Source organism: Pseudomonas sp. H3_D04 (assembly GCF_054669175.1).
This window is the reverse complement of the sequence record NZ_CP162801.1, coordinates 1060947-1082597: the sequence shown is the minus strand read 5'-3', so window position 1 is coordinate 1082597 and position 21651 is coordinate 1060947. Positions and strand designations below refer to the sequence as shown.

At 59.5% G+C, this 21651-nt stretch carries 22 protein-coding genes; 1 reads left to right on the top strand and 21 read right to left on the bottom strand.

The annotated features are described in order from the left end of the window. Positions 1 to 80: 80 nt before the first annotated feature. Together flhF and flhA are read right to left on the bottom strand one after the other, a co-directional pair. A complete protein-coding gene (gene flhF, locus AB4N91_RS05185) occupies positions 81 to 1421 on the bottom strand; it encodes a flagellar biosynthesis protein FlhF (RefSeq protein WP_460112156.1) in 1341 nt (446 codons plus the stop codon). 11 nt (positions 1422 to 1432) lie between these two features. Beyond that, positions 1433 to 3562 carry a flagellar biosynthesis protein FlhA gene (flhA, locus tag AB4N91_RS05180; RefSeq protein ID WP_010456941.1) on the bottom strand — a complete coding sequence of 710 codons (2130 nt, stop codon included), beginning with the start codon at positions 3560 to 3562 and terminating at the stop codon, positions 1433 to 1435. Between the two features lie 231 nt (positions 3563 to 3793). Here flhA and AB4N91_RS05175 point away from each other — a divergent pair, with 231 nt between their 5' ends. Beyond that, a complete protein-coding gene (locus AB4N91_RS05175; RefSeq protein WP_145305770.1) occupies positions 3794 to 5140 on the top strand; it encodes a YncE family protein in 1347 nt (448 codons plus the stop codon). A gap of 139 nt (positions 5141 to 5279) precedes the next feature. Here the strand turns inward: AB4N91_RS05175 and AB4N91_RS05170 are convergent, their stop codons facing one another. The 19 genes from AB4N91_RS05170 to fliE all read right to left on the bottom strand — a co-directional run bounded on the left by AB4N91_RS05170 (position 5280) and on the right by fliE (position 21568). After that, positions 5280 to 5942: a hypothetical protein gene (locus AB4N91_RS05170; protein WP_460112155.1), complete on the bottom strand. Its 663-nt coding sequence runs from the start codon at positions 5940 to 5942 to the stop codon at positions 5280 to 5282. 175 nt (positions 5943 to 6117) lie between these two features. Further along, on the bottom strand, positions 6118 to 7257 hold the full coding sequence (flhB, locus tag AB4N91_RS05165) for a flagellar biosynthesis protein FlhB (RefSeq protein WP_083375988.1): 1140 nt from the start codon (positions 7255 to 7257) through the stop codon (positions 6118 to 6120). Between the two features lie 3 nt (positions 7258 to 7260). Continuing rightward, positions 7261 to 8046 (bottom strand): flagellar biosynthetic protein FliR, encoded by a 786-nt coding sequence (gene fliR, locus AB4N91_RS05160; RefSeq protein ID WP_077748632.1) that lies wholly within the window; start codon positions 8044 to 8046, stop codon positions 7261 to 7263. A gap of 3 nt (positions 8047 to 8049) precedes the next feature. Then, positions 8050 to 8319 carry a flagellar biosynthesis protein FliQ gene (fliQ, locus tag AB4N91_RS05155; protein WP_010456946.1) on the bottom strand — a complete coding sequence of 90 codons (270 nt, stop codon included), beginning with the start codon at positions 8317 to 8319 and terminating at the stop codon, positions 8050 to 8052. After that, a complete protein-coding gene (gene fliP / locus AB4N91_RS05150; protein ID WP_010456947.1) occupies positions 8316 to 9074 on the bottom strand; it encodes a flagellar type III secretion system pore protein FliP in 759 nt (252 codons plus the stop codon). The genes fliQ and fliP overlap by 4 nt, the downstream gene beginning before the upstream one ends. Further along, positions 9074 to 9514, bottom strand: a complete 441-nt coding sequence (gene fliO, locus AB4N91_RS05145) for a flagellar biosynthetic protein FliO (RefSeq protein ID WP_010456948.1) — start codon at positions 9512 to 9514, stop codon at positions 9074 to 9076. The genes fliP and fliO overlap by 1 nt, the downstream gene beginning before the upstream one ends. Beyond that, positions 9515 to 9973 (bottom strand): flagellar motor switch protein FliN, encoded by a 459-nt coding sequence (gene fliN / locus AB4N91_RS05140; protein ID WP_042933032.1) that lies wholly within the window; start codon positions 9971 to 9973, stop codon positions 9515 to 9517. A gap of 65 nt (positions 9974 to 10038) precedes the next feature. Further along, entirely contained in the window at positions 10039 to 11007 is a 969-nt protein-coding gene (gene fliM, locus AB4N91_RS05135) for a flagellar motor switch protein FliM (protein WP_010456950.1), read from the bottom strand. A 9-nt stretch (positions 11008 to 11016) separates the two neighbouring features. Further along, on the bottom strand, positions 11017 to 11514 hold the full coding sequence (gene fliL / locus AB4N91_RS05130) for a flagellar basal body-associated protein FliL (RefSeq protein WP_010456951.1): 498 nt from the start codon (positions 11512 to 11514) through the stop codon (positions 11017 to 11019). A gap of 209 nt (positions 11515 to 11723) precedes the next feature. Beyond that, positions 11724 to 13100, bottom strand: coding sequence for a flagellar hook-length control protein FliK (locus tag AB4N91_RS05125; RefSeq protein ID WP_460112154.1), 1377 nt, complete (start codon positions 13098 to 13100; stop codon positions 11724 to 11726). A 105-nt stretch (positions 13101 to 13205) separates the two neighbouring features. Beyond that, positions 13206 to 13553 carry an Hpt domain-containing protein gene (locus tag AB4N91_RS05120; RefSeq protein ID WP_010456953.1) on the bottom strand — a complete coding sequence of 116 codons (348 nt, stop codon included), beginning with the start codon at positions 13551 to 13553 and terminating at the stop codon, positions 13206 to 13208. A 30-nt stretch (positions 13554 to 13583) separates the two neighbouring features. After that, positions 13584 to 15290, bottom strand: coding sequence for an ATP-binding SpoIIE family protein phosphatase (locus AB4N91_RS05115; RefSeq protein WP_010456954.1), 1707 nt, complete (start codon positions 15288 to 15290; stop codon positions 13584 to 13586). A gap of 5 nt (positions 15291 to 15295) precedes the next feature. Then, the gene (locus AB4N91_RS05110; RefSeq protein WP_010456955.1) at positions 15296 to 15601 is read right to left on the bottom strand and encodes an STAS domain-containing protein; all 306 of its coding nucleotides are present in this window, start codon (positions 15599 to 15601) and stop codon (positions 15296 to 15298) included. 211 nt (positions 15602 to 15812) lie between these two features. Then, positions 15813 to 16262: a flagellar export protein FliJ gene (fliJ, locus tag AB4N91_RS05105; RefSeq protein ID WP_010456956.1), complete on the bottom strand. Its 450-nt coding sequence runs from the start codon at positions 16260 to 16262 to the stop codon at positions 15813 to 15815. 6 nt (positions 16263 to 16268) lie between these two features. Then, entirely contained in the window at positions 16269 to 17627 is a 1359-nt protein-coding gene (gene fliI, locus AB4N91_RS05100; RefSeq protein WP_077748627.1) for a flagellar protein export ATPase FliI, read from the bottom strand. After that, the gene (fliH, locus tag AB4N91_RS05095) at positions 17617 to 18417 is read right to left on the bottom strand and encodes a flagellar assembly protein FliH (protein ID WP_010456958.1); all 801 of its coding nucleotides are present in this window, start codon (positions 18415 to 18417) and stop codon (positions 17617 to 17619) included. The genes fliI and fliH overlap by 11 nt, the downstream gene beginning before the upstream one ends. A 7-nt stretch (positions 18418 to 18424) precedes the next feature. Further along, positions 18425 to 19444 (bottom strand): flagellar motor switch protein FliG, encoded by a 1020-nt coding sequence (gene fliG / locus AB4N91_RS05090; protein WP_007894195.1) that lies wholly within the window; start codon positions 19442 to 19444, stop codon positions 18425 to 18427. Next, a complete protein-coding gene (gene fliF, locus AB4N91_RS05085; RefSeq protein ID WP_010456960.1) occupies positions 19437 to 21224 on the bottom strand; it encodes a flagellar basal-body MS-ring/collar protein FliF in 1788 nt (595 codons plus the stop codon). The genes fliG and fliF overlap by 8 nt, the downstream gene beginning before the upstream one ends. Positions 21225 to 21238: 14 nt before the next feature. Continuing rightward, on the bottom strand, positions 21239 to 21568 hold the full coding sequence (gene fliE / locus AB4N91_RS05080; protein WP_010456962.1) for a flagellar hook-basal body complex protein FliE: 330 nt from the start codon (positions 21566 to 21568) through the stop codon (positions 21239 to 21241). Positions 21569 to 21651: the final 83 nt, after the last annotated feature.

Sequence of the window (21651 nt, the reverse complement as noted above, 5' to 3'; positions counted from 1 at the left end):
ACATTACTGGCTGCGCGCTCAATAACTGAACAATGCATGGCAGACCATCGATGTAGGTACAAAAACGGTTCATTAGCACCTCAGCCAACCTGCTTGGTCGGGCTGTGGTAAATATCAGCGAACATGTCAGCCATGGCTTCTTCGCTGGGTTCTTCTTGCATTTGCACGCTGACGGCACGACTGACCAACTGATGACGACGCGGCAGATGCAAATCATCCGGAATACGCGGGCCATCGGTCAGGTAAGCCACCGGCAATTCATGACTGATCGCCAGGCTCAACACCTCGCCCAGACTTGCCGTTTCATCCAGTTTAGTCAGGATGCAGCCAGCGAGCCCGCAGCGCTTGTAACTATGATAAGCGGCCGTTAGAACCTGTTTCTGGCTGGTGGTTGCCAGAACCAGATAATTTTTTGACTTGATGCCCCGTCCGGCCAGGCTTTCGAGCTGCATACGCAGGGCTGGATCGCTGGCCTGGAGGCCGGCGGTATCGATCAACACCACGCGCTTGCGCAGCAAGGGGTCCAGCGCCTGCACCAGAGATTGGCCCGGATCGACGTGGGTTACCGACACGTTGAGAATCCGGCCCAGGGTCTTCAATTGTTCCTGAGCACCGATACGGTAGCTGTCCATGCTCACCAGCGCGATGTTTTGCGCGCCGTATTTGAGCACGTAGCGGGCCGCGAGCTTGGCCAGGGTGGTGGTCTTGCCCATGCCGGCAGGGCCGACCATGGCAATCACGCCGCCCTCTTCCAGTGGTTCGACTTCCGGTGTGGCAATCATCCGTGCCAGGTGCGCCAGTAACATGCGCCAGGCCTGACGGGGTTCGTCAATGTCGGTAATCATCGCCAGCAAGTCGCGGGACAACGGGCCGGACAGGCCGATGCGTTGCAAGCGACGCCAAAGATTGGCCTGGGCTGGACGGCTGCCTTGCAGCTGATTCCAGGCCAGGGAGCCGAGTTGTACTTCCATCAATTCGCGCAGGCTGTTGAGTTCGAAACGCATCGAATCGAACGCCCGCGGATCGACGCCGCCAGCGGCAGGTGCCGGGGCTGGTGCCGAGCGACGAGGTTCGGCATACGTCGGCTCGATCAGCGGCTCGGCGGCGGTCAACGGCAGGCCGGCGAACAATTGGCGATTGGTGGTCTTGTCGCCTTCGCCTTCGGTTTCGCCTTCGCCACGCAGGCTCAATTCGGCCTGAGCGGTAACGATCCGCGACTGGGTCTTGCGCAGCTCATCCTCGAGTTCCATGTTCGGAACACGCGGGGCCAGCGCCGACAATTTGTAATCCAGGGCAGCCGTCAGCTCGACACCACCGGCGATCCGGCGATTACCAATAATGGCGGCATCAGCGCCCAGCTCATCACGAACCAGTTTCATGGCCTGACGCATATCGGCGGCGAAAAAACGCTTAACTTGCATAAACCACTACCTCAGCCGTTGGGCCCTACTGTCGCAACGATGGTCACTTGCTTGTTGTCAGGAATTTCCTGGTAAGCCAACACATGCAAACCCGGCACTGCCAGTCGGCCGAATCGCGACAGCATCGCGCGAACCGGACCGGCTACCAGCAGAATCACCGGTTGACCTTGCATTTCCTGACGCTGCGCCGCATCGATCAACGAACGTTGCAGTTTCTCAGCCATGCTTGGCTCCAGCAGAACACCCTCTTCCGAGCCTTGTCCTGCCTTCTGAAGACTATTGAGCAATATCTGTTCCAACCTTGGCTCCAGCGTGATAACTGGTAGCTCGGAGTCAGTCCCTACAATGCTTTGGACGATTGCGCGGGATACGCCGACGCGCACCGCGGCCACCAAAGCGGCAGTATCTTGACTCTTGGCAGCATTGTTGGCGATGGCCTCGGCGATGCTGCGAATGTCCCGCACCGGCACCTGTTCGGCCAACAACGCTTGAAGCACCTTGAGCAACTGCGACAGCGAGACCACACCCGGCACCAGCTCTTCGGCCAGCTTCGGCGAGCTTTTGGCCAGCAATTGCATGAGTTGCTGGACTTCTTCGTGACCGATCAGTTCGCTGGAGTGCTTGTACAGAATCTGGTTCAAGTGCGTCGCCACGACCGTACTGGCGTCCACCACGGTGTAACCCAGCGATTGCGCCTGGGCACGCTGGCTGATTTCGATCCAGACCGCTTCCAGGCCAAAAGCCGGATCTTTGGCGGTTATGCCGTTGAGCGTGCCGTAGACCTGCCCCGGGTTGATCGCCAGTTCGCGATCCGGGTAAATCTCGGCTTCTGCCAGGATCACGCCCATCAGGGTCAGGCGGTAAGCACTCGGGGCCAGGTCGAGGTTGTCACGAATGTGCACAGTCGGCATCAGGAAGCCCAGGTCCTGGGACAGCTTCTTGCGCACGCCCTTGATCCGCGCCAACAACTGACCACCCTGATTGCGATCCACCAGCGGAATCAGGCGATAGCCGACTTCCAGCCCGATCATGTCGATCGGTGTCACGTCGTCCCAACCCAGCTCCTTGGTTTCCATCGCGCGAGCTGGCGATGGCAGCAGCTCCTGTTGACGCTTGACCTCTTGCAGGGCCTGAACCTTGACCACGTTCTGCTTCTTCCAGAACAGGTACGCGCCGCCCGCAGCCAGGGCCGCCATGCTGAGAAAGGAGAAGTGCGGCATGCCGGGCACCAGGCCCATCACTGCCATCAAACCCGCCGCCACGGCCAACGCTTTCGGCGAGGCGAACATCTGGCGATTGATCTGTTTGCCCATGTCTTCCGAACCGGAAGCACGGGTCACCATGATTGCCGCCGCTGTCGACAACAGCAGTGATGGCAATTGCGCCACCAAACCGTCACCGATGGTCAACAAGGCGTAAACCCGGCCGGCATCACCAAAGGTCATGCCGTGCTGGAAGATACCGACCGCCATGCCGCCGATCAGGTTGATGAACAGAATCAGCAGGCCGGCGATGGCGTCACCGCGCACGAATTTGCTGGCACCGTCCATCGAACCGTAGAACTCGGCTTCCTGGGCGACTTCCATCCGGCGCAGTTTGGCCTGGTTCTGGTCGATCAGGCCGGCGTTCAAGTCGGCGTCGATTGCCATTTGTTTGCCGGGCATCGCATCGAGGGTGAAACGTGCGCTCACCTCGGAAATCCGCCCGGCGCCCTTGGTCACCACGACGAAGTTGATGATCATCAAGATCGCGAAAACTACGATACCAACCACGTAGTTACCGCCGATCACCACCTCGCCGAAGGCCTGGATCACCTTACCGGCGGAAGCATGACCGTCCTGTCCGTGGAGCATCACCACTCGGGTGGAGGCCACGTTCAGCGCCAGTCGCAACAACGTTGCCACCAGCAGAATGGTTGGGAACACTGCAAAATCCAGCGGCCGCAACGCGTAGACGCAAACCAGCAAGACGACAATCGACAACGCGATGTTGAACGTGAAAAACACGTCCAGCAGGAACGGCGGGATCGGCAACATCATCATTGCCAACATGACCAGCAGCAACAACGGCACACCCAGGTTGCCCCGACTTAAGTCGGCAACGTTTGTGCGTGCGGTGCTGAGTAACTGAGAGCGATCCACCGGTTTTCCCCGTTCCTTTAAAGCAAACTTTTGACGCCTGAAGCAGGCGCAGAGCGGCTACTGCAAGAAGCCTTCCAACTTTTGCCGGAGCGGGGAATACGTAGTGGATTGCAGGCGCAACCTTTGTGACCACTGATCCAAAAAGCATTCGTACCTGTTAGTTCTGACAGTAGCCGTGTGCCGCGCATTGACCTTCAATGAAAGACCAATCGCAGCGACAGGAATTGCCCCATGAACAGCACACGCACGCCACTGACTGCACCGTCGGTGAAAGTTAATCTCGACACTCTCGACTGGAAAGACACCGGAATCAGGCTTGCCTCCCGCGAAGACTTCTTTCCCTACAATGGGGTGAACGTAACCATTGCCGACCCGTGTTTAGCCTCAGACAACGAACTGGAGCTACTGCTCGACGACAAAGTCATTGCTCGACACATCATCACAACTGCGGATGCGGGGTCGCCTTTGACGATCCATGTGAAGCCCGAGGACCTCACCGAAGGCCGACATGAACTGAGCTATCGAGTAAAAATCAACAACCAGCCATTTCAAACATGCGAGCAACGCGCAGAGATTCACGTTGCACTCAGGTCTCTGACAGACCTGCGCCTGGAAAAGGTGACCTCCCGTCACCACGGCCCATTTGCGCAGATCCAGATAAGCTACCCGCACGCTGCCCCCCTGGCGACGCGGGCGAACGACAATATACAGATGGTCCAGGGCATCCACGGCCTCACCCTCAACCGGGATGCTTCACGGCTGTATTTCGTTCAATCCCCGGATGGCAGCGTCAGTTATGTCCGCGCAATGGATACCCGTACTCAGACAATCGTTCATAGCTACTCACCTGAAACGGGAGGCGAAACGTTAGGTGGCCTAAGCCCGAACGGTGACCATGCTTACGTCAACAGTCGTTACTCGAATTACATTTGGGAGATCGACACTAAAACTCACGACATCAAGAAAGGCGCCGACCTCGAATCCGGCTCACCTTATATGGTGGTGAGTTCAAGCGGCGAACGTCTCTATGCCTGTAACACACTGGGAATCAATGGGTACTTGAAAGCAATCGATACAAGCACTCAGTCCGTTGTCCTGTCGCTGCCGATCAATCCGTGGCCTTTTGGCCTCGCTATCAATTCCAGCGGTTCGCGTGTGTACCTTGCCCACGGGGGCGACGCGGAGTCGGACTCCGATCCAACCGCTATTGACGTCATTGACACTGAAAAATTAAAAACTGTCGCAAGAATACCGATCACTGGATCTGCCTACTCGATGGCCCTGAACCAGGACAGTACTCGCCTTTATGTGGCCGATATCAGTGCTAGCGAAATTGCGGTAATTGATACGGCTACCAACAAAATCATCAATGTTGCCTGGAGCGAAAAATCGCCGAGACATGTGTCGGTGAGCGCCGACGGTAAGCACCTCTATGTCGTTACGTTTACCTCCGCGTTCATCTGGGTTCTGGATGCTGTAAGCCTGGAGGTTATCCAGAAAATCGATACAGGAAAGAACAACCTGAGAGAGGTGCTTGCGCGGCCTGACAACGGCATCTTTGTGCTTTATTTCTATTAGAACGCCAGGATAAAAGCCTACTCACCTGCAGTTTTCCAACTGCAGGTCTCCCTTCGCAACTTTTGCGCAGGGAGGTTCGAAACAGAAGGGCTCACGTCAGCGGTCGTCAGGCACAAAAACATCACACACCAGCGCTCAATCATCCCGCCGTCAGAATCTGCGCCTCACGGATGGCACCGAAATCAAGCGTTCTGCCAACCATGTACCGTGTACCTTTATTCATCTGCAATCCCTCCGCCTCCACCAACTCCTCCAAGGCATAGCCAAGTATGACGACTGTCCCCGGCGCAAGGGAATCACCCGCCATGTTGTGCCCCAGCAACAGGTCTAATGCCCATTGAAATTTAATGACCGGCAAATCACTCACCAGAATCGGGCGTTTTTTCGAATGGCGATAATCTACTGTGGCGACCACTTGCAGTTGCCCATCGACAAATGAGAATTCAGGTTTGTGAGGGCGTCGCTGCAAGACCCCGGCGGACCACTGATCGTTGTAGTTTTCTGGGTCAGTAAAAAGGCGGCACAACTCCTCTGTACTACCGATTTTTCCGGCCGAATCTTCTAAATATTTGAAGCTGTCATGGCTGGCGAACCCTTCCAACGAGGGCCTGATGGCATTTTTTGGAAAGTTTAAATATCCAGGTATATGAGCATTGGCCATCTGCACAAAACACGCGAAATCCAGCGACATTCTGAATGTGACCGAATAACCGATAGCGCTTTCTGTCGGCTTATCCTTCAGAACACCCGAAACAAACTTCAACTCCATACCCTGCAGTTTTCGATAGAGACGCTCGGTCATGATTATTCCCTCTAGAACAGACGCAAACACCAATCCTTGGCGCTCCAGTCGAATGATCAGAACACCACTGCAAGGACGTTGATCGGGAGAATTCCCACGGGTATGACAGCGCAAGCGGGTGCTGACCGTCTACTGTCAGAACTAACAGGGTTGCAGAGTTTTCAGATGAACGGGATCAGGAATCACGCCGCAGATCCGGTGGGATCGGCAAGTTGTCCTTGAGCGGATCCGGGCGCTTGCCCTTGCCCGCGCGGTACTGGCGGATCTGGTAGACGTAGGCCAGCACCTGAGCGACCGCCAGGTACAACCCACCGGGAATTTCCTGCTCCAGTTCCGTGGAGTAGTAGATCGAACGCGCCAGGGCCGGCGATTCGAGCAGCAGCACATTATTGGCTACAGCGATCTCACGAATTTTCAAGGCCAGAAAGTCACTGCCCTTGGCCAGCAGCACCGGCGCGCTGCCCTTGTCGGGATCGTACTTGAGGGCGACGGCGTAGTGAGTCGGGTTGGTAATCACCACGTCGGCCTCAGGGATGGCCGCCATCATCCGCCGCTGCGACATCTCGCGCTGCAACTGGCGAATGCGCTGTTTGACCTCCGGCCGCCCTTCCTGATCCTTGTGTTCGTCACGCACTTCCTGCTTGGTCATCAGCAGTTTCTTGTGGCTTTCCCACAGCTGCACCGGCACGTCGACGGCAGCGATGATGATCAGCCCGCAAGCCATCCACAAAGTGCTCCAGCCGACCACTTGCAGGCTGTGAATGATCGCCATGTCCAACGGCTCATGAGCAATGCGCATCAGGTCGTCGATGTCGGCAGACAACACCGCCAGCGCCACGAACAGCACGATGAAAAACTTCGCCAGGGCCTTGAGCAGTTCGACCAGCGCCTTGGCCGAGAACATTCGCTTGAGCCCCGCACCGGGGTTCATGCGACTGAATTTCGGTGCCAGGGAGCCTGCCGCGAACAGCCAACCACCGAGGGAAATCGGGCCGATCAACGCGGCCAGCAACAAGGTGATCATCACCGGCTGAATCGCCAGCAGGGCGATCTGCCCCGAGTGCAGCAGGAAGGCGCCCATGTTGCGCTGATCCAGAATCACCTCCCGCGACAGCGTGAAGTTCATGCGCATCAGCTCCATCATGTCCTGCGCCAGGGCTCCACCGAAAATCAGCAGCCCGCCAGCGCCGGCGAGCATGACAGCCAGGGTGTTGAGCTCCTTGGAGCGCGCAATCTCGCCCTTTTCCCGGGAGTCCTTTTTACGTTTCTCCGTGGGGTCTTCTGTTTTGTCCTGACCGCTTTCGCTCTCAGCCATGACTCAGCGCGCCCGTGCCAGTTCGCGTAACAACTGCAAGGCCTCGGAGGCCAGCGGTTGATACTGATTGATGATGTCCGCCAACCCGACCCAGACGATGAACAGCCCGAGCACCAGGGTCAGCGGGAAACCGATGGAAAAAATGTTCAGTTGCGGCGCGGCCCGGGTCATTACGCCGAACGCAATGTTGACCACCAGCAACGCGGTGATCGCCGGCAGTACCAGCAACAGTGCAGCACCCAGAACCCAGCCCAGCTTACCGGCCAGCTCCCAGAAATGATTGACCATCAAGCCACTGCCCACCGGCATCGTGGTGAAGCTTTCGGTCAGGACTTCGAAGACCACCAGATGGCCATTCATGGACAGGAACAACAGCGTCACCAGCATGGTGAAGAACTGCCCGATCACCGCCACCGAGACGCCGTTGGTGGGGTCGATCATCGACGCGAAGCCCATGCCCATCTGAATGGAGACGATCTGCCCCGCCACCACGAACGCCTGGAAGAACAGCTGCAAGGAGAAACCCAGCAACGCACCGATGAGGATCTGCTCGGCGATTAGCAGCAGCGCACTCAGATCCAGCGCATTGATCGGCGGCATCGGCGGAAGGCCCGGCGCAATCACCACTGTGATCGCCAGGGCGAAATACAGGCGCACGCGAGTGGGCACCAGGGTTGTGCCGAACACCGGCATGACCATCAGCAAGGCGCCGATGCGAAACAGCGGCAACATGAACGTCGCCACCCAGGTACTGATCTGGGTATCGGTCAGCTGCAGCAGCGACGGCATGGTTTAGCCGATGACCTGAGGAATATTGCCGTACAGCTGCAGGATGTATTCCATGAACGTCTGCACCAGCCACGGGCCGGCGACGATCAGCGTGACCAGCATGACCAGCAAGCGCGGCAGGAAGCTCAGGGTTTGTTCGTTGATCTGCGTGGCGGCCTGGAACATTGCCACCAGCAGGCCCACCAGCAGACTCGGAATCACCAGCACAGCCACCATCATGGTGGTCAGCCACAGCGCTTCGCGAAAAATGTCTACCGCCACTTCCGGCGTCATGGCGACACACCGCCGAAGCTGCTTGCCAGGGTGCCGATGATCAACGCCCAGCCATCCACCAGCACGAACAGCATGATCTTGAACGGCAGGGAAATGATCAGCGGCGAGAGCATCATCATCCCCATGGCCATCAGCACACTGGCCACGACCAGGTCGATGATCAGGAACGGAATGAAGATCATGAAGCCGATCTGGAACGCGGTTTTAAGCTCGGAGGTGACGAAGGCCGGCACCAGAATGGTCAGCGGTGCCTGATCCGGCGAAGCGATGTCGGTGCGCTTGGACAGGCGCATGAACAGCTCGAGATCGCTGCTGCGCGTCTGCGCCAGCATGAAGTCCTTGATCGGCACCTGGGCCTTGGCCACGGCATCCTGAGCGGTGAGTTTCTCCGCCAGGTACGGTTGCAAGGCGTCCTGATTCACCCGGTCAAACACCGGTGCCATGATAAACAGGGTCAGGAACAGCGCCATGCCGGTGAGGATCTGGTTCGACGGCGTCTGCTGCAGGCCCAGGGCCTGACGCAGGATCGAGAACACAATGATGATCCGGGTGAAACTGGTCATCAGCATGACGAACGCCGGGATGAAACTCAGCGCGGTCATGATCAGCAATATTTGCAGGCTGACCGAGTATTCCTGAGCGCCATTGGCGTTGGTACCCAGGGTGATCGCCGGGATCGACAACGGATCGGCGGCGAACGCCAGCGGCGCGACCAGCATCAGGGCCAGCGTCAAGACGATGCGTAACGCACCCATTACTTCTTATCCTTCTGATCCTTGCCGAGTATCTTCAACAGATGCTGGGCAAACTCCGGGGTCGCTTTCTCGGTGGTGGTCGGCACTTCAATCGGCTCTTTAAGCACATGCAGTGCAGTGATCGTGCCGGGGCTCAGGCCAAGCAAGATCTGCTCATTGCCGACTTGCACCAGCATCAAACGGTCGCGGGGGCCCAAGGCACGGGAACCGACAATCTCGATCACCTGCCCCTTACCGGCCGGCCCGGCCTGCTGGACCCGGCGCAGCAGCCAGGCGAGGAAGAAGATCAACCCCAGCACCAACAGCAAGCCGAACACCAACTGCGTCAGTTGCCCGGCCACACCGCTACTGACTGCCGGCGCGGCCGCCGCCGTCGCAACCGGCTCGGCGGCCAGAACGCTGAACGGCAACGCCAATAAAAACCCCAGTACCCTCTTCACTTAGCGCAGCTTCTTGATACGTTCGCTTGGGCTGATCACGTCGGTCAGGCGGATGCCAAACTTCTCGTTGACCACAACCACTTCGCCGTGGGCGATCAGGGTGCCGTTGACCAGCACGTCCAGCGGCTCACCGGCCAGTCGGTCCAGCTCGATCACCGAACCCTGGTTGAGTTGCAGCAGGTTGCGGATGTTGATGTCGGTGCTGCCCACTTCCATGGAAATCGACACCGGAATGTCGAGGATCACGTCGAGGTTCGGACCGTCCAGGGTGACCGGGTCGTGGTTCTTCGGCACGCTGCCGAACTCTTCCATCGGCAGACGGTTAGACGACGAGCTGCCGACGTCGGCGGCCAGCAACGCGTCGATATCGGCCTGGCCGGCATCACCGGTTTCTTCCAGGGCGGCAGCCCATTCGTCAGCCAGTGCCTGGTCGTCCTGGGCGTTCATATCGTCGTTCATCATTTGTCCTCGGCGGGCAACTGCTCAATCAAGAGCAGCCAATTAATAGGGGGTTGGAGCGCCAATCAGCGGCGCTCGATCGGCTCGATCACCTGCAACGCGAGGTTGCCTTTATGTGAGCCCATCTTGACCTTGAAGGCCGGCACGCCGTTGGCGCGCATGATCATCTCTTCCGGCATCTCGACCGGGATCACGTCACCCGGCTGCATGTGCAGGATGTCGCGCAAACGCAACTGGCGACGGGCAACCGTGGCACCGATCGGCACGTCGACGTCCAGCACGTCCTGGCGCAGGGCGTTGACCCAGCGCTCGTCCTGATCGTCCAGATCCGACTGGAAGCCGGCGTCGAGCATTTCGCGCACAGGCTCGATCATCGAGTACGGCATGGTCACGTGCAGGTCGCCGCCGCCCCCATCGAGTTCGATGTGGAAAGTGGACACCACCACCGCTTCGCTCGGGCCGACGATATTGGCCATGGCCGGGTTCACTTCCGAGTTGATGTACTCGAAGTTCACTTCCATGATCGCCTGCCAGGCTTCCTTCAAATCGACGAAGGCCTGCTCCAGCACCATGCGCACCACACGCAGCTCGGTGGGGGTGAATTCACGCCCTTCGATCTTCGCGTGACGGCCGTCGCCGCCGAAGAAGTTGTCCACCAGCTTGAACACCAGTTTGGCGTCGAGGATGAACAGCGCGGTGCCGCGCAACGGCTTGATCTTGACCAGGTTGAGGCTGGTCGGCACGTACAGCGAGTGCACGTATTCGCCGAACTTCATCACCTGCACACCACCGACGGCAACGTCCGCCGAGCGGCGCAGCATGTTGAACATGCTGATGCGGGTGTAGCGGGCGAAACGCTCGTTGATCATTTCCAGGGTCGGCATGCGTCCACGGACGATGCGATCCTGGCTGGTCAGGTCGTAGCTTTTGACGCTGCCGGGTTCGGCAGCGTTATCGGTCTGTACCAGACCATCGTCGACGCCATGCAACAGCGCATCGATCTCATCCTGGGACAGCAGGTCCTGCACGGCCATGTCGTGTTCCTACTGCAGTACGAAATTAGTAAAAAGCAGCTGTTCGATAACCACTTTGCCGAGTTCTTTCTGCGCCACTTCCTGGACGCTGGCCGTGGCCTTCTGACGCAACATCTCCTGGCCAACCGGGGTCGCCAGCGTGGCGAAGTCCTGGCCGGAGAACAGCATGACCAGGTTGTTGCGGATCACCGGCATGTGCACTTTGAGCGCTTCCAGATCAACCTGATTGCGGCCTTGCAGGGTGATGCTCACCTGCATGTAGCGCTGGCGACCGTTCACGTTGTAGTTGGCCACGAAAGCCGGGGCCATGGGCTCGAAAATCGCTGGCTGCTTGCCGACCACAGCGGGTTCGGCGGCGACAGGCTTGCTCTGGGCACTGTGCATGAAGAACCAGGTCGCCCCCACGGACATGCCGACCGCCAGCAACAGGGCCACCACGATCGCAATGATCAGCTTGACCTTGCCTTTGGTTGCGGGTTCTTTTACTACTGCGTCGCTCTTCGCCATGCCAATAATCCGTCACTATTCGGGTTTTCACAGTCGCACGGCAAGGCAAGAGCAAGTGTTATGCCAGAAGTGTCGAGGAGGTATGGGAGACAGCGAAAGGCAATCAATTGTAGGAGCGAGGCTGCCCGCGAAACAGGCGCCGCGGTTTATCAGCCATACCGCGTCATCATTCTTCGCGGGCAAGCCTCGCTCCTACAGGAGAGATGTGATCAGGCGTAGTAGTCGACGGCGCTGGAGCCGATCACGCTGGTAGCGGTTGCCGCCACTTCGGCGACGGCGGTTGCGACCTCGTCATCCATGGAGTCAAGACGACCTCCATTGGCGCTGGTCCGACCGCCCTGCCCCTGCTGAGCCTGATCCTGGCCCTGGCCTTGCCAGCCACGAGACTGGTCGGACACATTGACGTCGACCTGGCCCATGCCCTGTTGCGCGAACATGTCACGCAGGCGTTGCATCTGACTGTCCAGCGCTTCACGAACGCTTGGATGGGCGCTCATGAAGGTAACCTGGGTCTGCTGGTCGGGAACCATGTTCACCCGGATATCGAGACGCCCCAGTTCAGCCGGTTGCAACTGGATGTCGGCCGCCTTGAGGTTGGCGCTGGAAAGGTACATGACGCGGTTGACCACTTCCTCGGTCCAGCCGCTCTGATGCATGGCGATCGGTTGGTTGACCGGCAAGGCATTGGCGGTTTTCGAGGTGGCCGCCTGGGTCAGTGCCGCCAGACGGTTGGCGAAGTCATCGACACGGGTATCGCTGCTGGCGGACGTCAAATCCTTGAGCCCGCTATCAATCAGACCGCTGAAGGCTTTCTCGCCGCCCTGACTGGTGCTGTCCTTGTCGCCTTGCACATCGAGCATGCTGGCCATGCCGGCGGCAAAGTTCTGCGCCGCCGTCAGCTCACCGTCAGCCTGGGTCTGGGCAGCCGTGGCTTTGGACTGGGCCTGGCTGCTGGCGGATACGTGGCCGCTCTGCTCCATGGCCATGCGCACGGCGGGCAATGCGTCGAGCGGATCAGCTTCGGGATCAAAATCGCCGTCAGTGGCCGTCTCCACTGGCACAGACGCGGCAACAACGGCGGCGGCAACCGGCGCTTCAGCCTGCGGCTGTGCGGTCGTGACAACTGGCGCAGCTGTTTGCGCGGCCGGTACGGTTACCGACGGCTGTACTGCCTGCATCAACGCAGGATCAAGGGCCGGGTCGAGGCTCGGATCGACAGGCGCCGTATCGGCGACCGGCGTTTCAGCCGTCTCGGGTTGGTTGTCGCTGGCAGCTGTGTCATCGGTCGGCGCCGGTTTATCGGCGGGCAAGGAATTGCCGCTATCGGCAACCGCCCGTTCCGGGGCGGCAGGCTTGTCAGTGCTGACATCCGGTTTGCCGTGGGTTTTCGAGGCATTTTCGGTAGCCGGTTTAGCCGATTTATCGGCGACCACAGAAGGCTTGTTCCGGGCTTGATCGGCGTAAACATCAGCGAAGCTGGACGCCTTGCCCCCTGGCTCAGCGGCCAGCGCCGGGGTATTGGCGGAGGCGACTTGAGTCTTGGCCGTCGCGGCGGCCTGAAGAAGCGAATGGGGGGTAACGGGCATAAAACGGTCTCCGCTGCACTGGGATCGTAGGTACAGTTGAGTGAGTTGATTGCAAAGGTCGAGCCAGTTCGGCTCGACAAAGGTTAAAAGCGCCGGACGGTTGCGTCAGTCCGCTAGAGAGCGCTGTCGCTCCGCCTCATACAGCGGTCGGACAATGGCGAATTCGCCGTCGATTTCCCCGACCAGTTTTTCAATACCGGCGAGGCTTTTTTGCTTGGCGCGTTGCTCAAGCTCATTGCACAGCTCAGCGAGACGAACGGCCCCCATATTGCTGCTGCTGCCCTTGAAACTATGGGCGGTGCTCATGAGTTGCGCGGCATCTTCAGCCTCTCGCAACACGCACAAGCGCTTTTCGGAATCGGCAATGAAGGTATCCAGCAACATCGGATAATCACCCTCCATGACTTCTTGCAGCGCGCTCAGCACGGCACGGTCCAGATGTGTGTCAGCCACTTGCTCACTCCTTGATCAAGAATGGGTGAATTATGCCAGAGCCTCCCAGAAAAACTCCACGCGAGCACTACGACCATCGTCGGACCAGCTCGCGCTACGGCTCAATTGGCGGATCAGACTGACGCCGCGCCCCGACAGACGGCCACCGTCGACGGGACGCTCCATTACCCGCGCCACATCGAAACCTTTGCCACTGTCTTCGACCCGCACAATCAGGCTGCCGCCCTTGCCCGTCGGCACGATCTGCAAATGCACCCGCACAAAGCCGTCCTGCAACGCCTCCAGCCGCTCATTGCGCGTTTGATAATAGCGCGCAAAACCCGAAGCATCGCGCTTGAGGCTTGAATCCAGCCCCAGCACGCCGTGCTCAAGGGCGTTGGAATACAGTTCTGCCAACACGCTGTGGAGCGCCCCACTCTGAGCCCGCAGACCATGGACCTCAAGCAACAATTGCAACAGGTACGGCAGCGGATTGAAACGTTTGAGTGTCGCGGCGCGAAACTCGAAACTCACCGACCAGTCCAGCGGACACGACTGGCCGCTGTCGGAATACACCGGCGCCGGAGGGCTCAATTGCTCGGCCTCCAGCAGACTGATCTCGACCATGCTCACATCATCGCGGGCCTCGCCACGAAAATCCCGCAGTGCTTGCTCGATGTCCTCGAACAGCGCGTCTGGCTGACGATTGGCCGCAAACACCTGATGCAAGCGCTCTACACCGAACAACTGATCGTTGGCATCGCAGGTATCGATGACCCCGTCGGAGAGTAGAAACACCCGATCACCAACGGCCATCGGAAACACTTCGGTGCGGTCATTGAAGGTTTGCGGGCTCAGTATGCCCAACGGCAAATGCCGCGCCGTCAACGGCGTGCGCTCACCGCTGACGATGTTGTGCAGATAACCGTCCGGCATCCCGCCGTTCCAGACTTCCACCGAGCGCCGCTGAAAGCTCAGGCACAGCAAGGTGGCGCAGCAGAACATGTCCACCGGCAGAATGCGCTTGAGCTTGGCGTTCATCTCACGCAGGGTTTCAGCCAGGCCATACCCTTTGGCAGTCATGCCATAGAAGACTTCAGCCAAGGGCATGGCGCCCACCGCGGCCGGCAGCCCGTGACCGGTGAAATCACCCAGTAGCACATGCATGTCGCCGGCCGGGGTGAACGCCGCCAGCAGCAGATCGCCGTTGAACAGCGCATAAGGCGATTGCAAGTAGCGGATGTTTGGCGCACTCAGGCAGCCCGAATGCGCCACCTTGTCGAATACGGCCTTGGCCACCCGCTGCTCGTTGAGCAAGTAGTCATGATGTTTGGCGATCAGGTCACGCTGCTGTAGCACCGTGGCCTGCAACCGGCGCAAGCGATCCATGGCCTTGATCTTGGCGGCAAGGATCACCTGGTTGTAGGGCTTTGCCAGAAAGTCGTCACCACCGGCCTCCAGACACCGGGCCAGGGCCTCGCTTTCGGTCAGCGAGGTCAGGAAGATGATCGGCACCAGGGTTTCCCCGGCCAACGCCTTGATCTGTCTGGCCGCTTCGAAACCGTCCATGACCGGCATCATCGCGTCCATCAGAACCAGGTGCGGCCGCTGCTGGCGAAACGCTTCGACGGCTTCGGCACCGTTGGCGGCCGTCAATACCTGGTGGCCCTGACGACGGACAATGCTCGACAGCAGCATGCGATCGGCCGCGCTGTCTTCGGCGATGAGGATGGTCAGCGGTTCAAGCGACGGCTGCATGGCGGTCAAGTGATGTCGAACAGCTTGTCGAAATTGGAGATGGCGAGGATCTTGCGCACATCTGAATTGCTGTTAACGACGCGAATATCGGAACTGTCGCCACCGGCGTGATCACGGAGCAGAAGCAGCATCCCCAGCGCCGAGCTATCGAGATACGTGGCCTTCCTTAAGTCCACCACAACAGATTCCGGTTTTTTTTCGAGTTTCTCGTAAGACTCGCGAAACTCCTGATGCCGACCAAAATCGAATCGTCCCTCGATCGAAATCGTCAGCTTTTTCCCATCCGGAGATACATCTGTAACAACTGACATTTATCGGCTTCCTTGTCATGGGTAAACGTACGTGTACAAGGTTTAGCACTTGGCGGAGATGGGAGCAAGGCGGGAAGTTGTCACGCCTGTCAGACCGCCTTCGCGGGCAAGCCTCGCTCCTACGGGTTATGCGTCCACATTTCTCGCAAACGACACATAACCTGTAGGAGCGAGGCTTGCCCGCGAAGAACGGTCACGCGATCCCACTGATTCAATACGGATCATGCCGCGGCAACCGCTGGGACAATTCGTCCAGCAGCTTCTGCTCGCGCTTGTCTTCGAGCTTGCGCGCCTCGTCCATGTAGCGTTGTACAAGTTTGCGCAAACCTTCGACCCGGGCAAACGCCTGCTGCCAGGACTCGCGCGCCTTGTTCAGGTTGTTCTGGTGCCAGTTCAGGCTTTGGCGCTGCTGATCGATGGCGGTGCCCAATTGCGCAAGAAATCCCTGATAGCCAAGCAACCACTGGCCGGAAACGCCAGTGCTACCGCGCACAATCCATTGCTCCTGGTATTCGAGGCGGAAGTTTTCGAGGTCGGCGAGCTTGCTTTCCGCCACACGAACCTGGCCCTGGAAGTGCCCGAGGCGCATGACCGCGGTTTTTTCGGCCTTTTCGGCCATTTCCACCACGGGTGCCAGGCGTGCCGCGCGGCTCAGGGCCATGGCCGGTTAGCCGCCCGCTGCCGGAGCGAAGATCGAGGCGAGGTGGTTTTCGCTGGCGCCCATGCCGATGTTGTCGTTCAAGCCCTGACGCAGATAAGTGGTCATGGCGGGCTGCAGGGAAATCGCGACGTCGGTTTCACGATCACCGCCCGGCACGTAGGCACCGACGCTGATCAAGTCGCGGCTCTGCTGATAGCGCGACCAGTATTGTTTGAACATCTGCGCCCGCGCCATGTGCTCGGGGCTGACCACCGACGGCATGACCCGGCTGATGGAGGCTTCGATATCGATGGCCGGGTAATGACCTTCTTCGGCCAGGCGCCGGGACAGCACGATGTGCCCGTCGAGCACGCCTCGCGCCGAGTCGGCAATCGGGTCCTGCTGGTCATCGCCTTCGGACAACACGGTGTAGAACGCGGTGATCGAACCGCCGCCCTTCTCGGCGTTACCGGCCCGCTCCACCAGTTTCGGCAACTTGGCGAACACCGACGGCGGATAGCCTTTGGTTGCGGGCGGCTCGCCAATGGCCAGGGCGATTTCCCGCTGGGCCTGGGCGAAACGGGTCAGCGAGTCCATGAGCAACAGGACGTTCTTGCCCTTGTCGCGGAAATACTCGGCGATGCGCGTGCAGTACATCGCGGCGCGCAGACGCATCAGCGGTGCATCGTCCGCCGGCGAGGCGACGACCACCGAACGCTTGAGCCCTTCTTCACCGAGGATGTGCTCGATGAATTCTTTAACTTCACGACCACGCTCACCGATCAGCCCGACCACGATAATGTCGGCCTCGGTAAAGCGGGTCATCATGCCCAGCAGCACGGATTTACCGACGCCGGTACCGGCGAACAGACCGAGACGCTGACCGCGACCGACCGTCAACAAACCGTTGATGGTGCGAATGCCCACATCGAGCGGTTCACTGATCGGTTCACGCTTGAGCGGGTTAATGGTCGGGCCGTCCATCGGCACCCAGTCTTCGGCTTTCATGCCGCCCTTGCCATCCAGCGCACGGCCGGCGCCGTCCAGCACCCGCCCGAGCATGCTCATGCCCATCGGCAAGCGGCCAGTGTCTGCCATAGGCACCACACGGGCACCGGGCGCAATGCCGGCGACGCTGCCGACCGGCATCAGGAACACCTTGCTGCCGGAGAAACCCATGACTTCGGCTTCGACCTGCACCGGTTGATAACTGTCGTCGTTGATGACCATGCAGCGGCTGCCCATTGCTGCGCGCAAACCTTCGGCTTCGAGGGTCAGGCCCACCATGCGCAGCAGACGGCCTTCGAGGATCGGCGCCCCCGCCAGCGTAGTGACCTCGGCGTAACTGCCCAGGCGCTTGGCGAAGCTGGTGCGATCAAGGCGCATCAGGTTCGTCCAGCGTCGGCTCGACCGCAGGTTTTTCGTCGACCGGCAGTTCCAGGCTCAGATCCGGAGCGGCCGGGTGCAAGGCCTGGTCATGCAACTGATCGAACAGCTTGGCCATGACTTGGGCGACGCGGGTTTCAACGGTGGCGTCAATGCGACTGTGTTCGGTCTCGACCCGGCAACCGCCGGGCAGCAGGGATTCGTCTTCGACGATGCGCCAGGTTTCTTCATGGCGCTCGCGCAGGGCTTTGACCTGTTCGAAGTCCTGCGGATTGATGTGCAGCCGCACGTTACCCACGCCCAGCGGCAAGAGCTTGAGGGCTTCGCGCATGACGTGTTCGATTTGCGTCGAGTCGATGGCCAGTTCGCGCTGAATCACCTGTTTGGTGATGTGCTGCACGAGGTCGACCAGGGATTTCTCGATCTGGGTGTCCTGCTCGGCAATGGGCTCGAACAGGTTGGCCATCAGCTGTTCCAGGCCGGCAACCTTCGGCGCCAGGACGGCTTCAGCTTCCTGACGGACCTTGAGTGTGGTGCTGTGGAAGCCTTCTTTCTCGCCGATGGCGAAGCCTTCGTTGTAAGCCTCCTGACGGATGCTTTCGAGTTCTTCGAGGGTCAGTGGCTGGACTTCATCCAGCGGCACCTCTTCCATTTCCGGCGGTTCGGGCTCGGGTTCCGGCTCGGGCTCCGGCACAAACGGATCGAAACTGGGCAACGCCCAGACATCGAAACCGGCGACGGCCTTGCCTCGGATCAGGTCGGTCTGGGACTCATCATGTTTGGACGACATAGTGACCTTAGATCATCTCTTCGCCGCCCTTCCCGCCGAGAACGATTTCTCCGGCTTCGGCCATACGGCGGGCAATGGTGAGGATTTCTTTCTGCGCGGTTTCCACGTCGCTGACGCGCACCGGGCCCTTGGCCTCGAGGTCGTCGCGCAACAGTTCGGCCGCTCGTTTGGACATGTTCTTGAAGATCTTTTCCTTGACGCCTTCGTCCGAACCCTTGAGGGCCAGCACCAGCACGTCGGAGGACACTTCGCGCAGCAACGCCTGAATCCCGCGGTCGTCGACATCGGACAGGTTGTTGAACACGAACATGAGGTCTTCGATCTGACCGGACAGGTCTTCGTCGACTTCGCGGATCGAGTCCATCAGCTGGCCTTCGATCGAGCTGTCGAGGAAGTTCATGATGTCGGCCGCACGCTTGATGCCACCCAGGGTGGTGCGCGAGGCATTCGAGTTGCCGGAGAACTGCTTCTCGAGAATCTGGTTGAGTTCTTTCAGGGCCGCTGGCTGCACGGTGTTCAGCGAGGAAACCCGCAGAATGATGTCCAGACGCACCTTGTGGTCGAAGTTGCCAAGCACTTCACCAGCCTGATCCGGGTCGAGGTAGGCCACGACGATCGCCTGGATCTGCGGGTGCTCGTAACGGATCACATCGGCGACGGCGCGCGGTTCCATCCACTTCAAGCTGTCGAGGCCGCTGGTGTTGCCGCCCAGCAGGATGCGGTCGATCAGGCCGTTGGCCTTGTCTTCGCCCAGTGCCTGGGTGAGCATTTTGCGCACGTAGTCGTCGGAGCCGACGCCCAGGCTGGTCTGGTCGCCGACGATGTCGACGAACTCGCTCATGACCTGTTCGACCTGCTCGCGATGGACGTTGCCCATCTGCGCCATGGCCACGCCGACGCGCTGGACCTCTTTGGGCCCCATGTGGCGCAACACTTGGGCAGCATCGGTCGAACCCAGGGACAGCAGCAGAATCGCGGCTTTGTCGACCTTGGTCAGTTTGGCGGCAACGGCTCGGTTATCACTCATCTGCGTTAATCCACTCTTTCACGACCTGGGCCACGCGACCCGGATCTTCTGCCACCAGACTCTTGATTGCATTCAACTGTGCGTCATAGCCTTCGCTCGGGCTCGGCAGCAGGATGCTTTGCGGACCACCGAGGCTGACGCGGTCGTTGCCCAGTTCGCCGTCCAGGCCGCCCATGCCACCGAGTTCCACGTCGCTGCCAATTCCGGCCAGTTGCTTGCCTTTGCCGCCACCGGTGATGTTGTTGAGCACCGGACGCAGCACACCGAACACCAGCACCAGGATGAACAAGACACCCAGCACTTGCTTGACGATGTCCCAGAACCAAGGCTGGGAGTAGAACGGAATATCGGCAATCACTTCACCGCGCTCGGCGGAGAATGGCATGTTGATCACGCTGACGCTGTCACCACGGCTCGCGTCGAAACCGACGGCGTCCTGCACCAGGCGAGTGAAGCGCGCCAATTCATCGGCACTCCACGGCGCACGGGTGGTCTCGCCATTGGCGGCGTTGATCTTGACCTGATCATCCACCACCACCGACACCGACAGGCGATTCAAACGGCCCTGCTGTTGTTTGGTGTGGCTGATCGAACGGTCGAGTTCGAAGTTCTTGGTGGATTGTTGACGCTTGTCCGCCGGATACGGTGCCAGCATCGGCTGACCGGTGGCCGGGTCCATGATTTGCTGACCGTTGGCATCGATCAACGGCTGGCCTGGCTGAACCATGCCGGCTGCCGCGGTGCTGCCACCGGTGGTCTGCGGCGCGGAAGCTGGCGATGGCGGCTGGTTGCTCAGGGCACCCGGCACACCTTGCGGGCCATTGCTGGCAGTGCGTTGTTCGTTGACCGACTGCTCGCTGCGCAACGCCGGCTGATCCGGGTTGAACTGCTCGGAGGTCGACTCGACAGCGCTGAAGTCCACGTCGGCCGAGACTTCGGCTTTGTAGCGGTCGTTGCCCAGCACCGGTTGCAGGATATTGTGCACGCGCTGGGTCAGCATGCTTTCCATGCGACGGCTGTAGTCAAATTGCTTACCGGCCATGGTCAGTTCGGAATTTTCCGCCTGATCCGACAGCAGGTTGCCCTTCTGGTCGACCACGGTGATCTGGGATTTGCTGAGTTCGGGAACGCTGGTCGCGACCAGATTGATGATCGCCACCACCTGACCCGGCTCCAGCGAGCGGCCGGAATACAGTTCAACCAGCACCGAAGCGCTTGGCTTGCGTTCGTCACGCACGAACACCGAGCTTTTCGGAATCGCCAGGTGCACGCGAGCGCCCTTGACGTTGTTCAGGCTGGAAATGGTCCGCGCCAGTTCGCCTTCGAGGCCGCGACGATAACGGGTCGCTTCCATGAACTGGCTGGTCCCCAGGCCCTGGTCCTTGTCGAGGATTTCAAAACCGATGTTGCCATCGCTGGGAGTGACACCAGCGCCCGCGAGCTTGAGCCGTGCACGGGACAGGTCATCGGCCTTGACCAGCAAGGCACCGGAGTTGGGTTCAACGGTGTAGGGAATATCGGCGGCGGCCAGGGTATCCATGACCTGCTTGGCGTCCATACCGGCGAGGCTGCCGTACAGAGGCCGGTAGTCCGGCTGCTGCGACCACAGCACCACGGCAAAACCAATCGCCACGCTCGCAGCCAGGCCGACCAACAGGCCCACCTGACGCAACATGGTCATCTCGGAGAGGTTTTCCAGGAAGGACAACCCGAACAGCGGCGGTTTGCCGTCTACTGGGGTGGCCTTGGCCGGAACGTTATCGGCGACTGCTTCTGCCATGACTCAATTCGTCCTTAAACCGGCATCTGCATGATGTCTTGGTATGCCTGAACCAGCTTGTTTCGCACTTGGGTCAACGCTTGAAAAGACACGCTGGCCTTCTGCGAGGAAATCATGACATCCGTCAGGTCGACGCCACTTTTGCCGATCTCGAAGGCACTGGCCAACTGACTGGACGCTTGCTGGGTGTCGTTCACTTTATTGACAGCCTGACCGAGCATGTCGGAAAAGCTGCTGCCACCCAGTTCAGGGACTGCGGCAGTCGATTTAGGCGCAGACATGGCATCCATTTGCATGGAGCGCATGTCCAGCATCAACCGATTAAATTCAATACCTTGGCTCATGGTCTACTCTCGTTGGCGACCCGCAATTTTTTGACACTCACTCGGCGGGTAGTGAGGTGTTAGCAACAAGGGTGCCAGCTCCG

Bases quoted from the DNA above. Each gene is read 5' to 3' on its own strand.
- flhF (WP_460112156.1), bottom strand. From the start codon at position 1,421: ATGCAAGTTAAGCGTTTTTTCGCCGCCGATATGCGTCAGGCCATGAAA.
- AB4N91_RS05175 (WP_145305770.1), top strand. From the start codon at position 3,794: ATGAACAGCACACGCACGCCACTGACTGCACCGTCGGTGAAAGTTAAT.
- AB4N91_RS05170 (WP_460112155.1), bottom strand. From the start codon at position 5,942: ATGACCGAGCGTCTCTATCGAAAACTGCAGGGTATGGAGTTGAAGTTT.
- flhB (WP_083375988.1), bottom strand. From the start codon at position 7,257: ATGGCTGAGAGCGAAAGCGGTCAGGACAAAACAGAAGACCCCACGGAG.
- fliR (WP_077748632.1), bottom strand. From the start codon at position 8,046: ATGCCGTCGCTGCTGCAGCTGACCGATACCCAGATCAGTACCTGGGTG.
- fliQ (WP_010456946.1), bottom strand. From the start codon at position 8,319: ATGACGCCGGAAGTGGCGGTAGACATTTTTCGCGAAGCGCTGTGGCTG.
- fliP (WP_010456947.1), bottom strand. From the start codon at position 9,074: ATGGGTGCGTTACGCATCGTCTTGACGCTGGCCCTGATGCTGGTCGCG.
- fliN (WP_042933032.1), bottom strand. From the start codon at position 9,973: ATGAACGACGATATGAACGCCCAGGACGACCAGGCACTGGCTGACGAA.
- fliM (WP_010456950.1), bottom strand. From the start codon at position 11,007: ATGGCCGTGCAGGACCTGCTGTCCCAGGATGAGATCGATGCGCTGTTG.
- fliL (WP_010456951.1), bottom strand. From the start codon at position 11,514: ATGGCGAAGAGCGACGCAGTAGTAAAAGAACCCGCAACCAAAGGCAAG.
- AB4N91_RS05125 (WP_460112154.1), bottom strand. From the start codon at position 13,100: ATGCCCGTTACCCCCCATTCGCTTCTTCAGGCCGCCGCGACGGCCAAG.
- AB4N91_RS05115 (WP_010456954.1), bottom strand. From the start codon at position 15,290: ATGCAGCCGTCGCTTGAACCGCTGACCATCCTCATCGCCGAAGACAGC.
- AB4N91_RS05110 (WP_010456955.1), bottom strand. From the start codon at position 15,601: ATGTCAGTTGTTACAGATGTATCTCCGGATGGGAAAAAGCTGACGATT.
- fliJ (WP_010456956.1), bottom strand. From the start codon at position 16,262: ATGGCCCTGAGCCGCGCGGCACGCCTGGCACCCGTGGTGGAAATGGCC.
- fliI (WP_077748627.1), bottom strand. From the start codon at position 17,627: ATGCGCCTTGATCGCACCAGCTTCGCCAAGCGCCTGGGCAGTTACGCC.
- fliH (WP_010456958.1), bottom strand. From the start codon at position 18,417: ATGTCGTCCAAACATGATGAGTCCCAGACCGACCTGATCCGAGGCAAG.
- fliG (WP_007894195.1), bottom strand. From the start codon at position 19,444: ATGAGTGATAACCGAGCCGTTGCCGCCAAACTGACCAAGGTCGACAAA.
- fliF (WP_010456960.1), bottom strand. From the start codon at position 21,224: ATGGCAGAAGCAGTCGCCGATAACGTTCCGGCCAAGGCCACCCCAGTA.
- fliE (WP_010456962.1), bottom strand. From the start codon at position 21,568: ATGAGCCAAGGTATTGAATTTAATCGGTTGATGCTGGACATGCGCTCC.